At 67.4% G+C, this 13,369-nt stretch carries 13 protein-coding genes; 9 read left to right on the forward strand and 4 right to left on the reverse strand.

What is annotated here, in order from left to right; translation table 11 throughout:
- Positions 1 to 43 precede the first annotated feature (43 nt).
- From STRIP9103_RS36770 to lipB, 8 genes are all read left to right on the forward strand, one after another.
- Positions 44 to 745: an SDR family oxidoreductase gene (locus STRIP9103_RS36770; protein ID WP_009332245.1), complete on the forward strand. Its 702-nt coding sequence runs from the start codon at positions 44 to 46 to the stop codon at positions 743 to 745.
- Between the two features lie 27 nt (positions 746 to 772).
- The gene (locus STRIP9103_RS36775) at positions 773 to 1,651 is read left to right on the forward strand and encodes an alpha/beta fold hydrolase (protein ID WP_009332280.1); all 879 of its coding nucleotides are present in this window, start codon (positions 773 to 775) and stop codon (positions 1,649 to 1,651) included.
- A 98-nt stretch (positions 1,652 to 1,749) separates the two neighbouring features.
- Complete coding sequence (locus STRIP9103_RS36780) at positions 1,750 to 3,408, forward strand: CocE/NonD family hydrolase (RefSeq protein ID WP_234022394.1); 1,659 nt, start codon at positions 1,750 to 1,752, stop codon at positions 3,406 to 3,408.
- 141 nt (positions 3,409 to 3,549) lie between these two features.
- Positions 3,550 to 4,146 (forward strand): TetR/AcrR family transcriptional regulator, encoded by a 597-nt coding sequence (locus STRIP9103_RS36785; protein ID WP_009332229.1) that lies wholly within the window; start codon positions 3,550 to 3,552, stop codon positions 4,144 to 4,146.
- Between the two features lie 102 nt (positions 4,147 to 4,248).
- Positions 4,249 to 5,007 carry an NADPH-dependent F420 reductase gene (locus STRIP9103_RS36790; protein ID WP_009332235.1) on the forward strand — a complete coding sequence of 253 codons (759 nt, stop codon included), beginning with the start codon at positions 4,249 to 4,251 and terminating at the stop codon, positions 5,005 to 5,007.
- Positions 5,008 to 5,290: 283 nt separating this feature from the next.
- On the forward strand, positions 5,291 to 6,643 hold the full coding sequence (locus STRIP9103_RS36795; protein ID WP_009332210.1) for an NtaA/DmoA family FMN-dependent monooxygenase: 1,353 nt from the start codon (positions 5,291 to 5,293) through the stop codon (positions 6,641 to 6,643).
- A gap of 282 nt (positions 6,644 to 6,925) precedes the next feature.
- Positions 6,926 to 7,315, forward strand: coding sequence for a nitroreductase family protein (locus STRIP9103_RS36800; RefSeq protein ID WP_009332249.1), 390 nt, complete (start codon positions 6,926 to 6,928; stop codon positions 7,313 to 7,315).
- Between the two features lie 457 nt (positions 7,316 to 7,772).
- Positions 7,773 to 8,441: a lipoyl(octanoyl) transferase LipB gene (lipB, locus tag STRIP9103_RS36805; protein ID WP_009332247.1), complete on the forward strand. Its 669-nt coding sequence runs from the start codon at positions 7,773 to 7,775 to the stop codon at positions 8,439 to 8,441.
- A gap of 699 nt (positions 8,442 to 9,140) precedes the next feature.
- Here lipB and STRIP9103_RS36815 read toward each other — a convergent pair.
- From STRIP9103_RS36815 to STRIP9103_RS36825, 3 genes are all read right to left on the reverse strand, one after another.
- On the reverse strand, positions 9,141 to 9,512 hold the full coding sequence (locus STRIP9103_RS36815) for a DUF1330 domain-containing protein (RefSeq protein WP_048821640.1): 372 nt from the start codon (positions 9,510 to 9,512) through the stop codon (positions 9,141 to 9,143).
- A 199-nt stretch (positions 9,513 to 9,711) separates the two neighbouring features.
- Complete coding sequence (locus STRIP9103_RS36820; RefSeq protein WP_009332259.1) at positions 9,712 to 10,683, reverse strand: PDR/VanB family oxidoreductase; 972 nt, start codon at positions 10,681 to 10,683, stop codon at positions 9,712 to 9,714.
- Positions 10,684 to 10,740: 57 nt separating this feature from the next.
- Positions 10,741 to 12,123: an SCP2 sterol-binding domain-containing protein gene (locus STRIP9103_RS36825; RefSeq protein WP_078614174.1), complete on the reverse strand. Its 1,383-nt coding sequence runs from the start codon at positions 12,121 to 12,123 to the stop codon at positions 10,741 to 10,743.
- 224 nt (positions 12,124 to 12,347) lie between these two features.
- On the opposite strand from STRIP9103_RS36825, the gene STRIP9103_RS50305 reads away from it, so the two are divergent.
- Entirely contained in the window at positions 12,348 to 12,539 is a 192-nt protein-coding gene (locus STRIP9103_RS50305; protein ID WP_009332255.1) for a hypothetical protein, read from the forward strand.
- Between the two features lie 59 nt (positions 12,540 to 12,598).
- Here STRIP9103_RS50305 and STRIP9103_RS36830 read toward each other — a convergent pair whose 3' ends face one another.
- On the reverse strand, positions 12,599 to 13,063 hold the full coding sequence (locus tag STRIP9103_RS36830; RefSeq protein WP_009332257.1) for a winged helix-turn-helix transcriptional regulator: 465 nt from the start codon (positions 13,061 to 13,063) through the stop codon (positions 12,599 to 12,601).
- Between the last annotated feature and the right edge of the window lie 306 nt (positions 13,064 to 13,369).

Below are 13,369 nucleotides of genomic sequence, written 5' to 3' on the forward strand. Positions count from 1 at the left end.
TGCGCTCTGAAACCGATCGGTTTCTCATTCTGTGGAGGCAGTCATGACCGCATTGAAGGGCGCGAACGTCTTCGTCACCGGTGGCAGCCGGGGCATCGGCAAGGCGCTGGTGGAGGAGCTGTACGCGCGCGGCGCCGCCAAGGTCTACGCCACGGCCCGCGACCCGCGCACCGTGACGCACCCCGACGCCGTCCCGGTGGCGCTGGAGGTCACCGACCCGGCTTCCGTGGCGGCGGCCTCCGCGCAGGCGCAGGACGTCACCGTGCTGATCAACAACGCGGGCGCCTCGGTCGGCGCGTCCTTCCTCGACTCCCCGGTCGACGACGTACGCCGGGAGTTCGAGACCAACTTCTACGGCCCGTTCCTGGTCACCCGCGCCTTCGTACCGGTCATCGAACGCAACGGTGGCGGCCACCTCCTCAACGTCCACTCCGTGCTGTCCTGGATCGCGCTCGGCGGCTCCTACAGCGCCTCCAAGGCCGCCCTGTGGTCGCAGACCAACTCCCTGCGCCTGGAGCTCCAGCCGCGCGGCATCGCCGTCACCGGGCTGCACGTCGGCTACGTCGACACGGACCTCGCGGCCGGCGTCGACGCGCCCAAGTCCGACCCGCGTGCCGTCGCCGCACTCGCCCTCGACGGCGTCGAGACGGGCGCGTACGAGGTGCTGGCCGACGACATCTCGCGGCAGGTCAAGGCGGGCCTGGCCGGCGACCTGGCCGGACTGTACGCCCAGCTGGCGAAGTAACCCCTTCACACACAAGGAGTCGGCGAGATGCCCAGCCACGAGTCACGTCCCACGATCCACATTCCGGGGACGACCAGCCACACCATCGCCCCGCGCGCGGGACGCCACAGCCGCGAGGGAACTCTGCGCTATCTCAAGGCGGGCACCGGCGCTCCCCTGGTCCTGCTGCACACCGTGCGCACCCAGGCCGAGCACTTCCGCCGCCTCATCCCGCTGATCTCGGACCGGTACACCGTCTACGCCCTCGACCTGCCGGGGATGGGCTACTCCGAGATCGTGCCCGGGGCGTCGTACGACGAGCCGGCCATGCGCGCGGGCGTCAAGCGGCTCCTGACCGAACTCGACCTCCACGACGTGACGCTGCTCGGGGAGTCCATGGGAGCGGTGCTCGCCCTGACCACCGCCGCCGATCTCCCCGAGCGCGTCCGACGCGTCGTCGCGGTCAACACCTACGACTTCCGCGGCGGAATCGCCCGCTCAAGTCTCCTCGCCCGTGTCGTGGTCAGCGGCGTGCTCACGCCAGGAGTGGGCCCGGTGATCGCCGGGGTGGAGCCCAAGCCCGCCCTCACCAAGATCCTTCAAGGCGGCCTCGGCGACAAGAGCGCACTGCGCGAGGACTACGTGGACGAACTCCTCCAGGTGGGCAAGCGCCCCGGCTACCCGACCGTCGCCCGGGCCGTGTACCAGGCCCTGCCCAGCCTCATCGCCGCCCGCTCGCGCTACCCCGAGATCAAGGCACCCATCCACCTCGTCTACGGCGAAAAGGACTGGTCCCGGCCCTCCGACCGGCAGGCCAACAAGCAACTGCTGCCGGCCGCCGACTTCACACAGGTGCCGAAGGCCGGCCACTTCATCGCCCTGGAACGGCCCGACGTACTGGCCGACCTGTTGAACGCGGTGGCCTGACCCCCGGGACCACTGACCCAAGGAGCAGTGCATGGCGGAGATAAAGATCGAGGTCGACGTTCCGGCGCGGATGCGTGACGGCACGGTGCTGCGCGCGGATGTCTACCGGCCCGGCGGTGCGGGACCCGTGGCCGGTGCTGCTGAGCCGGCTGCCGTACGGCAAGCAGACTCCCATGATGACCGTCATGCTCGATCCGTTGGCGGCTGCCCGGCGCGGGTTCATGGTGGTCATCCAGGACACCCGTGGCCGGTTCGCCTCCGAGGGGGAGTGGGAGCCGTTCACGTACGAGCAGAGCGACGGCTACGACACCGTACGGTGGGCCGCCGCCCTCCCCGGCTCCAACGGCTCGGTCGGCATGATCGGTGGCAGCTACTTCGGCAACACCCAGTGGATGGCGGCGCTGTCGAAGCCGCCGGAGCTGAAGGCCATCGCGCCGATGATCACGTGGTCCGATCCGGACGACGGGCTGTGGACGCGCGGCGGCGCGATCGAACTCGGTCTCACCGTCCCCTGGTCCCTCCTGCAGGGCGCCGACACCCTGATGCGCCGTCACAGCACCGACCTGGACGGGCTCGTGACCGCCATCACCGGGCTCGTGCAGGATTTCGACGGCCTGGCGAACGGCGGTTACGGGGAGCTCCCCGCCGGGCGGTTTCCCGCGTTCGCCCGGCACGACCTGCCCGAGCTCGGCCACGAACGCTCCCGCCGCGAGCCGGAGTGGGCGGCGTCCTGCCGCGTCGCGGGCCGGCACGACGAGGTCGATCTGCCCACCTTCCAGGTCGGCGGCTGGTACGACATCTTCAGCCAGGGCACACTCGACAACTTCACCGCCATGCGCCGGGCCGGCCGGCCCGCCACGCTGATCATGGGCCCGTGGACGCACACCAACCTGCGGCACGTGGTCGGGGACGTCAACTTCGGTTTCGGCGCGCACTCCGACTACATGGCCATGCGCGGACGTCTGTCGGACATGCAGCTCGACTGGTTCCAGCGCACGATCGGCAACGGCGAGGCGCTGGAGCCGGACACGGGCAAGGTGCTGCTGTTCGTCATGGGCGTCAACCAGTGGCGCGAGGAGACGGAATGGCCCCTGTCGCGGGCCGTCGACACGGACTTCCACCTGCGCGCGGACGGACGCCTCACCCCTGAGCCGCCGTCCACCGCCGAGCGGGCCGAGGAGTTCACCTACGACCCGATGGACCCGGTACCCACCACCGGCGGCGCGCTCCTTACGGGCAGCGGGCTCCTGATGGCCGACGAGTCCCGGCCCGGTCCGCTCGATCAGACGGCCGTGGAGGCGCGCGAGGACGTCCTGGTCTTCACCACCGAACCTCTCGCCGAGGACGTCGAGGTGACCGGCCGCATCAAGGCGGTGCTCTTCGCCACCACCGACGGCCCCTCGACCGACTGGGTGGCCCGCCTGTGCGACGTCGACGAGAACGGCGTCTCCCGCAACGTGACCGACGGCATCGTGCGGGTACGGGCGACACCGGGTGAACCCGCCGAGCACATTGTGGACCTGTGGTCGACCAGCATCGTCTTCAGGGCAGGGCACCGCATACGGGTCCAGGTCACCTCCAGCAACTTCCCCCGCTGGGACCGCAACCTCAACACAGGAGAACCCGAGCACAGCGCGACCATGGCCCGAGCAGCCCGGCAACAGGTCTTCCACGACCCCGCCCGGCCTTCCCGCATCGTGCTGCCGGTGGTTCCGGCCTGCCAAGAAACGGCGGCACAGTCGCCGTCTCTGCAATAGGCGGCCGAGCCTCCGGGCCGGCGACGAGTGTGCCGGGGTGAAGCCGCTTGACCGGATGCCGCCTCCGCTTTACTCTGGAATCATTACGGAGGTAGCCTCCGTTTTATGGGAACTACAGGACCGCGTGACCCGGGAGGGCGCATGAGCGCCAGTGGACAGCAGGGGCGCAAGCCTCGCGCGGATGTCCAGCGCAACCGTGCCGCCCTCCTGGAAGCGGCGCAGCGTCACTTCCTGAAGTACGGGGTCGGTACGTCCCTGGAGGCGGTGGCCAAGGAGGCGGGTGTCGGACCCGGCACCTTGTACCGGCATTTCCCCACCCGGGAAGCGCTGTTGGCGGCCGTGCTGCAGACGCGCTCCGAAGAACTGGTGGCGCGTCGGAAAGAGATCGCGCGGCTCGACGACGCCGACGAGGCACTGGAGCAGTGGCTGCGCGCACTGGAGGAGTACTTCAGCGCGTTCAGCGGACTGCCGGAGCCGCTCATGGCCGCGGCCCGGGCGCAGGATCCGGACAACCCGCTCACGCTCTCCTGCGACACCGTCATCACCGCCACCGAGGAGTACGTGCGCGCCGCCCAGCGGGCGGGACGTGTGCGCGAGTCGGTGCAGGGTTACGACCTGTTCCTCGCGGCCATCTCCGTCGCCTGGCTCAAGGGCGCCGGTGCCGCAGAGGAGGAGTCGCTGGACCGCGTTCGCGCGCTCGTCGCCACCGGCTACCGCAAGCGGGACGCCCAGGCGTAAGCCGTCGCCTGACGATCACCCGACCCCCAGGCATCCTCCGGATTTCCGGGGGCGTCCGGCGGTCCCATCACACAGTGATCACATTGCGCCACCCTGAGGGCAGTGCAACTCACCGAAGGACAAATCATGAAAATTTCCGTTATCGGCGCCGGGGCCATCGGTGGCAATCTTGCCCGCAAGCTCAGTGGGGCCGGTCACGACGTCAAGGTGGCGGACGCCCGCGGCCCCGAGGGTGTCGCGCCCGACGTGCTGGAGACCGGCGCCCGCGCCGTGGCGCTCGAGGACGCCGTCAAGGACAGGGACGCCGTAATCCTGGCCATTCCCTTCGGAGTGGCGGGACAGCTGGCCGACTTGTTCGTTTCCGTCCCCGCCGAGACGGTGGTCATCGACACCTCCAACTACTACCCGCACCTCAACGGGCGGATCGAGGCAGTGGAGGACGGTGTGGTGGAGAGCGTGTACACCTCCGAACTCCTTGGGCGTCCCGTGGTCAAGGCGTGGAACGCCGCCCTGGCCGAAACCCAGCGAACGAAGGGCGTCCCCGCGGGCACTCCGGGCCGCATCGCCATCCCGGTCGCCGGCGACTCCGAGGAAGCGAAGCGTGTGGCCATGCGCCTGGTGGACGACACCGGATTCGATCCCTACGACGCGGGCGCACTGGCCGACTCCTGGCGTCAGCAGCCGATGGGCCCCGCCTACTGCACGGAGCTGACCCTGAACGAGCTGCCGGCAGCCCTGGCCGCGGCCGACCGCGTCAAGGATGCAGCCGTCCGCGACAGCATGGCAGAGCGCTTCGCCGCCCTCGGGGCCAATCCCACGCCGGCGGACGTCGTCGAGATGAACCGCGCCGCCCACCGGTGACGCCCGCCGCCCACCGGTGACGCCCGCCGCCGACCGTGGCGCACACCCCGTGCGAGAGGTCCCCCTGCAGCTCCTCTCACCGGAGCGCCACGGCCGGTTTCTGCGGCGCGCCTGCCCTCCGTTTGCGCGCCCTGGCCCTCGTACGCGCCCCGGCGCTCGCGTCCACCGTCCCCGCAGGCCACGGGACTCCGACTCCTTTGACAATGCGGAGGCAGCCTCCGCACTCTCGGAGACGAAAACGGAGGCATCTTCCGTTTTTCTCGCCCTGTTTGGAGGAGCGGCCATGGCAAGCCAACAGATGCTCCTGTGCATGCAGTTCACCAGCGGCTACGGAGCCGAACCCGGTGCATGGCGCCTGCCGGGCGCGAACCTGTCCAGCTACACGGACATGGACCAGTTCGTGCGCTACGCGCAGGCGGCCGAGCGCGGCAAGATCCAGCTGCTGTTCTTCGCGGACACCCCGGTCCTGGACGTGGACCTCGAAGACCAGGCCCCGCATCACCCCATCGACCCGCTGCTGGTCATGACGGCCATCGCACGCGAGACCGAGCGGATCGGCCTTGTCGCCACCGCTTCCACCACCTTCAACGAGCCCTACCCCCTTGCCCGGCAGTTCAAGGCGCTCGACGTGATCAGCCACGGCCGGGCCGGCTGGAACGCGGTCACCACCTCGGATCCCGCCGCCGCGGCGAACTTCGGCCGTCACATACCGCCGCGCGCACAGAAGTACGAGCGCGCGCACGAGGTCGTCCAGATCGTGCAGGCGCTGTGGGGAAGCTGGGAGAAGGACGCCTGGGTCCGGGACATCCCCGGCAAGCGGTTCGCCGATATGGACAAGATCCAGCCGGTCAACCTCCAGGGCCGCCACGTCGCCTCCCGCAGCCCGCTGCCCATCCCGCCGCCCATCCCGCCGTCCGAGCAGGGCCTGCTGGTCATCTTCCAGGCGGGCGGCGGCAGTTACGGCCTGGAACTGGCTGGCCGTTACGCGGACGGCGTCTACGCCAACCCTTACACCGTCGAAGACGGCCAGGCTCAGCGGAACGCCCTGCGGGATGCTGCCAAACGTGCCGGACGCGATCCGGACGAGGTGAAGATGTTCGCCGGTTTCATGCCGACCATCGCCGCCTCCCGCCGGGCCGCGCTCGACCGGCGGCGTTTCCTGGACGAGTCCGTCGACCTGCGCCAGCGGGTGCGCTACCTCGGCGCGATGATCGGCCTGCCGCTCACCTACGACCAGATCGACGAACCCCTGAGCGCGAGTCAGTTGGCCGACGCCGTGCCCAGCCCTCACGACCCGCGCTCCGCACGCGCTCTCGAAGTGGTCCGGGAGGGCTGGACCTTGCGTGACGTGATCGCCCACGGGGTCATCGACTACCACCCGGTGGTGGCCGGCACCGCCGCCGACGTGGCCGACCATATGCAGCAGTGGTTCGAGGCCGAGGCCTGTGACGGCTTCTCGCCGGCCATCGACGGCTACCACGACGGCGTCGACGCCTTCGTCGACCAGGTCGTCCCTCTCCTGCAGGAACGCGGCTTGTACCACCTCGACTACGAGGGCCACACCCTGCGCGACCACCTCGGGGCCCGCGAGCAGTACGGGCTCGACCCGCGCGGCACAGAACTGCCCCGGTCATGACCGCCACCCCGATATCCGACACCTCCGCCGGCCCGCATTCCGCGACGCCTTGGCCGCCGTCGCCTCCCCGGTCGCCGTCATCACCGCTGTGGACGGCAGGCGCCCGCACGGCGCCACGGTAAGCACCTTGCCTCTCTGTCCCATGTCACCCCCGTCTCACCGGCCAGGTCATCCATCTGATCCGGCTGCTGCCCGCTCACCGTCGGCCGGCTCATGGAAAGCGGAAAGCACCGACCGGCGATGCGGCGACAACCGGACTGAGCACTCTCGAAAGGACCCGCTTTGCCAACCACCACCTCGTTCTTCACTGATCTCGCGCGGACCCGGCACTCCCCCCGGCAGTTCCTGTCCACTCCACTGCCCGCCACGGACATCCGCGGCGTTCTGGAAGACGCGCAGACAGCGCCCTCGAACAGCAACACCCAGCCATGGAACGTCCACATCGTCTCCGGCGGGGCACGGGACGCCCTGAGTAATGAACTCCTCAAGGCATACGAGGAAGACCGGACCTCCCCCGACTTCACCTCCGACTACGGCGAAGGCATGTACCGGGAGCGGTCGTACCAGCACGCGGCCATCGTCTACGGGGCCCGTGGCGTTGAGCGCTCGGACCGGGAGGGCAGGAAGGAGGTCATCCTCGACAACCACTATGGTGCTTCTGACGAATCTTGAAGCCGCCCTCGGGCTGGAGCGGGTGGCCGGAGCGCACCACGGCGCCACGTCGCGGGAGAGCTCCGGCGCACGGGCCTTTCGACGAGAATCGGCAGGATGGTGGAAGGCCGGCGCGGCGAACCGACCCGGTTCGCCGTGGGTATTCGGCTTGATCGCCGTCGCATAGGGAGGGTGGCGAGTGCTGCCGCGGCGACGGGCTGACGAACCGTCCGCCGGGAGGAGCGCAGGTTGTGCCGCATCCAGTGGCCCTGTGGTGAGAGAACGTCGCCACCTTCGACACCGCCGACGACGGGCGCTGTTCTCCCCCAAAGCGGCCAGATCACTGATCACACCACCTACCGGCGCTGTCCAGTGCGATGAAGTGGTCCGCTCCCGGCACCTGTGTGAAGTCTGCGGCAGGCAGCAACTTCTTGCTGGAGGAGAACAACTATGACATCTAGAGACACGAAGGAACATCATGGAATCGACGAGTCTGGAACGGATCGATCTGGGTGAAGTGCCGTACGAGGCAGCACAGGCCGACATGGCCCGGTGGGTCATCGAGCGGAAGGAGGGGCGCGCCGGGAACCGGCTGTTCCTGTTGACGCACCCGCCTGTGATCACCTACACTAAACGGACCCCGGCCAGCCAGCTCCCTGATGCGAGTTCGCCGATACCCCTGGTCGAAGTCGACAGAGGCGGTCATGCCACGTATCACGGTCCTGGACAGCTCATCGGCTATCTCGTGGTGAACGTACGCGACCTCGGCCCCCGCGGCCTGGTACGCCGGGTCGAGCAGGCTCTGATCCACGCAGTGGGATCGCTCGGCTTCGAGGCGGTACGAAGGGACACGCCGCGAGGATCCGAGAGCCTGGTCGGCGTATGGACCCCCGACGACCGCAAACTCGCCTCCATCGGCATGCGCATCAGCGGCAGTGTGACCAGCCACGGCTTCGCTCTCAACATCGCCCCCGACCTCGACGTCTACACCACATTCACGTCCTGCGCGCTGCCGCACGTCCGAATGACATCACTCGCGGAACTCGCCGAGGAAAGCGGACGGCCCACGCCCACCGAAGTTCAAGTGCGGGACGCCGTGGCCGCAGCTCTGACAACGGAGCTTGTGGTGGCCGGAGCACAGCCATAAGGACGCGGTCGCACCCGCGCCCTCTCAGTCATCTCTCGGTGTGCAGGGGTATCTTCGCGGCTCGCAGCCTGCGAATGTTCTCCGCGTGGCGCGAACCCGAGGTGCTTGACCCCCGCCGCGTTCGCGGAGTCGGATCTTCCCTCCGATCCAGCGGTTGTCTCGAAGCGTCGATGCGAGAGACCCGATCCGGGAGCGCTTCTACGCCCCCCCCGAGCGCGCCGACCGAGCGGTAGCCGACGTCGTCGCCGGGATCGCCCGGAGGCGGGGCACCCTCATGGCCCAGGTCGCGCTCACCTGGTTGCTCCAACGCCCCGGGGGGGGCGGCGCCCCCGTGGTCTGCGCGACCCAACTGCCCCACTCATCAAGGTGATTGGGGGACCCACCACGGCAGCGGGCCCCAAGACGCTTTCTGCTGCGCACAACGGACAACTTCGAGCCCTGCCCATAATGCGTTGTCGTAGCCGAGATCCGTCGGGACGGTGACGCTCAGGGTGACGGCCGGCCTGTTCAGGGCCTCGCCCGGGCCATGCGCGCGGGCGGAGTGGTGTCCTGCTCGCTACCCGGGACAACCGGGCAGACCCAGATCGGCCGGCCGCCTGGGGGCGTGATGACCTGACGTTCCCGCTGTGCTGCTTGGGATGGACTTCCCCAGCCGACGACTCGTCAGCTGGCTCATCCGGCTCCGTAGCGATGCGGGTTTCAAGGCTTGAGCACGGCCAGTACATCGTCGAGCGAAACGTGGGCGGGATCACTCATATCGGTACCCTCGAACGTCTGCCAGATATAGGACGCCGTCCCGCTCTCCCGCAGCGGATGCAAGTCGGCCAAGTCCGGATCGTCCCGGAAGCTGTTGAACGCCTCTTCGGACTCCCATTCAACGAGAAACAGAACCTGCCGTGGCGCGAGGTCACCGACTACGTCGTCGCGGAAACGGCCGAACGCCACCATTCGACCACCATATTGCGGAGCCACTTCGGGCAAACGGCTGAAATACGCAAGGTATTTCTCCAGGTCAATCACGTCAAACATATTCAGGGCGTAGAACTTCTTCTTCTGTGAATTCGCACTCATTGCCAATCCTCTCTGATCTCATGAAACCGGTGTTCGTCAGCCTGGGCGGGCGTAGGTCGCGGAAATCTGAGTACGCTGCAAGCGTGACGCCGTTTCGCGCCGCAACCACATTGTGCTTTTTGTTTGGGCAATATGCCTGCCAGTCGGTTCCAACCGCCGACCGCCGATCCCGAAGCCGGTTGCTCTGGCCCGAAGTGGATCAGAGGTCGAGGACCAGGCGGTTGCCCTTGGCTCGGGAGACGCAGATCATCATGGTCTCGCCTGCTGCGCGCTCCTGGGCGTCCAGGACCGAGTCGCGGTGGTCGATCTCCCCGGACAACACCTTCGTCTCGCAGGTTCCGCAGATTCCCTCCTCGCACGATGTCATTACCGGCACACCGGCATTCTCGACGGCCTCAAGAATGGACATGTCCTCAGAGACCTTCAGTGTCTTGCCGGTCTGGGCGAGTTCGACCTCGAAGGTCGTGAACGGCCCGTCGGTGACGTCCTTCTTCGGGGCGAAGCGCTCCAGGTGCAGAGATCCGCTCGGCCACTTCTCGCAGCCGGCCTCGACCGCCGCGAGCAGTGGTTCCGGACCGCAGCTGTAGACGGCTGTCTTCCGTTGCGGCTTGCCGAGCAGCGAAGGCAGGTCCAGCAGCCCGTACTCGTCCTGCGGCCGCAGGCTCACCCGGTCTCCGTAGGCCCGCTGCAAGGTCTCACCGAACGCCATCGACGCTCGGGTGCGGCCTCCGTAGACGAGGCGCCAGTCGGCGCGGGTCGCGTTGACGGCCGCGATCATGGGCAGGATGGGGGTGATCCCGATTCCGCCGGCGATGAACAGGTACTTTTTGGCCTTCACGAGCGGAAAGTGGTTGCGTGGCCCGCGAATGCGCACCGACTCACCCTCCGTGAGCCCATCGTGCACGTAGCTCGACCCGCCCCGACTTTCCGGTTCACGCAGCACCGCGACCTGAAGGCGGGACCGGTCCGCCGGGTCCCCGCACAGTGAATACTGCCTGACCAAGTCGGCTCGCAGTATCAGATCGATGTGTGCTCCCGGCTCCCATTCCGGCAGCGGACGGCCTCCCGGGTCGCGCAACGTCAGCAGCACAACACCTTCGGCCGCCGTTTCCTTACGTTCCAACACGAGGTCGAGCTCGACTTCGGTGCTGAGAGTGCTGAGAGTGCTCATGATCGGCCTTCCATTTTTACGGTGATGATTTTCGGGGATCTGTTCTTCCCTGTCCGATCAGGACGGGAAGCAACGGCTGAAGTCGCGCAGCAGTCGCGGGGAGCCCTGCAACTTGATCTGGCGACGCACCAGGGCCCACGCCAGCAGCGTCGGCTTGGTGAGGAAACGCAACCAGGTGCGCGTGTCGGCGGTGACCCTGAGATCCGGCTCACCGTGATGTCCGTCGGTGACCTCGAGTTTGCGGTCGCGGATGGTCACGGTGATCTGCCGGGACTCGTCGCCGGTGAAGGTGAAGTGGTAGGTGGCGGACATGTCCTTGGCCTGTTCGCGCTGAAAGATCAGTGGCAGGCCTTCCACCAGGCCGTCGATGCTGTTCGCGCGCAAGCTCATCGCCACATGCTTCGTCCGCTTGTTCGGGAACCGGTCGGCCACATGCTGCTCGGCGTCGGAACCCGGGACGACGTAAATGGTCTCTTCCTTGTCCACCAGTGGGCGCACGACGGTGGTCAGGTGTGACTTGCGATTCTCCAACCAGGGGCCGATGACGTCCTCGCCGGCCGGGCAGACCGACATGCAGTAGGCGGCTTTGTAGTTGGCGCCGAAGGACAGGCTTTGCCACATGGACGCGCTCTCGCTGTCGCTCACTCGCGAGCGGTAGTCGTCGGCGTTACGGCTTTCGGCGACCTGTTCGGCCCAGTCGCCGAAGCCACCCATGAACTCACGGTAGTTGTGCGTGTAGCAGGCGGAGAAGTTGAAGTGCCCGTCGGAGGCGATCGCCCCGGTCGGGCAGGCTGTCACGCACAGCTTGCATTCCAGGCAGGGGTTGTACTCGATGGGCCGACTGTATTCGGTGACCTCGGCGTCGATGAGGATGGTGCCCAGCAGGATGAAGTTGCCGAATTTGGGGTGGATGACGTTGCGGTGGATGCCCATCTTGCCGAGCCCGGCCGCCACGGCGACCGGCTTGTGCCCGACTACCCACGTTTTCCTGGGGAACTTGTCCATCTCCATCGGAAAACCCATAGCGGGGTTGATGGCACGCACGCCCATCGATTCCAGCTTGCCCACCACGTGCCGACCGACCTCGTTGGAGTGGTCGCCGGTGTGATGAAACTCCAGGTTGGCGACCGAGCGCGCGAGAGTGCGGACGTTCTCCCGGTTCATTCGGGACACGATGCTGATCAACGTTCGAACACCCGGCAGCGCAGCGCTCAGGTCCTCTCGCTGGTCGGCGATGTCCGGCCGGTCGATCTCGACGAAGCCGACGTCGTCCGCACCCGCGTCGAGACACAGCTGGCGCAGCCAGGACGCGTCCAGCGGCTCGGCGGGCCGGGCGGCGATGCGGTCGCGCCGGCGGGCTTGGACGACGGTGGATGGTCTTCGAGCTTGTTCTTGGCCATCGAGCGTCACCTCACGGGGCGGGGTGCGTATAAGTTTCATGAAGCAACTCAAACCCTAGCCTCGTCAGTTTCATGAAGCAACTCGCATCCGAGCCTGATCATTCTGATGAGTCTTCTGCTGGATACGAGTACAACCGACCGTCACGGGGGAGTTCGACGGGCTGTATTCACCGAACCGTTGGGCACGGCCCGTACTCCCAGCAGCTACGGCAGCGGCAAGAGAGTGTGCCCTGGTAGTTCACACCCGGCGGGCAGGGGTGGTGGATGCCGCAGAAGTTCGCCATCCGATCGGCCGGCCCGTCGGCCGCCCTCACCTCGGTACAGGCGATGGCCGAACCGGTGACGACGCGTACTCAGCAGGCGGAAAGCGGAGACGGCCCGCCCATCGGTCACGATGCAGATCTCTCCAAGGAGAGGAGCATGGTTGAACGTCTGACCAACAGGGTTACCCACTGACTGCGACTCGGTACGCGCCCAGCCGGCGGCGGCGAGTCCGTCGAGGAACCTCTCGGATGTCAGATCGGCAAGTCGGTGAGCGCGGGGCCGGGAAGCAGGTGAACGGCATCCGGGCCCACCACTTGTCCGCATTGGGTACACACGAGCTGTTCCCGAACGTTGCCTCCGCATCCCGCATGGTTCGTGATCCGCGGAGGACCGGCCGGATCCTCGGCGTGCTCATCGCCCCAGTGCATCAAAGCGAGCAACGCGGTGAGCAAGTCCTTGGCCTTGCTCGTCGGCTGGTACTCATAGCGGGCGGGCCGCTCCTGGTAACAGACCCGATCCAGCAGCCCATCGTCGACCAGCTTGGAGAGCCGGTTGGTGAGCACATTGCGGGCGATACCGAGACTGTCCTGAAACTCCTCGAACCGGCGCAGGCCCAGCAGGGCGTCGCGAATGATCAGCAAGGTCCAGCGCTCGCCCACAACCTCCAGAGTGCGGGCGATGGAGCACAGTTGGCTGTCGTATGTTCGGCCCAACATGTTGCGAACTTAGCACGTTGCGCCAAGCAACTGACAAGTTCGGGGGCAGGTCGCTCACCCTCGATACGGACGGCGAGCGCAGCTGCTCAGCCAGGCCGGTTTCTACCCGGATCCGGTCCCACTTGATCGGCATCATCCGGCCGGGACCAGTCCTTCCCTCTGCAGACGAGGGGAACGGAGGCCTTGACCTCGGGGTAGCGCGAGCGGGCCACGGCGAGGCCGGGCATGCTCCGGTACAGAGCGCGGGTAACGGCCGGGGAGCCAGGACACCTCTGTCCCCTGGCTGCTCAGCGGCCGTCCGCCGTG

This window comes from Streptomyces ipomoeae 91-03, from assembly GCF_000317595.1.
Taxonomy (GTDB): Bacteria; Actinomycetota; Actinomycetes; order Streptomycetales; family Streptomycetaceae; genus Streptomyces; species Streptomyces ipomoeae.